Annotated in this window: 1 protein-coding gene; it reads left to right on the forward strand. The window is 61.3% G+C overall.

What is annotated here, in order from left to right:
* Positions 1 to 126 precede the first annotated feature (126 nt).
* Positions 127 to 426, forward strand: a 300-nt coding sequence (locus EOA22_RS37230) for an ATP-binding cassette domain-containing protein (RefSeq protein WP_164756362.1), incomplete at its 3' end; no start/stop codon positions are given.

The raw sequence follows: 426 nt of genomic DNA on the forward strand, positions 1-426 counted from the left end.
ACGGCATCCGCGACTTCGAACCCGACGCCGAGGTCGAGGTGTTCATCGATCCGCGCCACATCATGGTCTTCGACGAGCACGGCCGTGCCGTGGCCGCGCCGAAGCTGGCGGCTTGAGGGGAAAGATATGGCACGCATAGACGTCAACCATGTCAGGCATTCCTATCTGCCGAACCCTCGGAAGGATGCCGATTTCGCGCTCAGGGAAGTGCACCACACCTTCGAGGACGGCGGCGCCTATGCGCTGCTCGGGCCATCGGGCTGCGGCAAGACCACGCTGCTCAACATCATTTCGGGATTGCTGCACCCGTCGCACGGTCAGTTGCTGTTCAACGGCAAGGACGTGACCAATTTGTCGACGCAGGAGCGCAATATCGCGCAGGTGTTCCAGTTCCCGGTCATCTACGACACCATGACCGTCTACGAC

The sequence above is a fragment of the Mesorhizobium sp. M7A.F.Ca.US.014.04.1.1 genome, from assembly GCF_003998745.1.
GTDB classification, from domain to species: Bacteria; Pseudomonadota; Alphaproteobacteria; order Rhizobiales; family Rhizobiaceae; genus Mesorhizobium; species Mesorhizobium ciceri.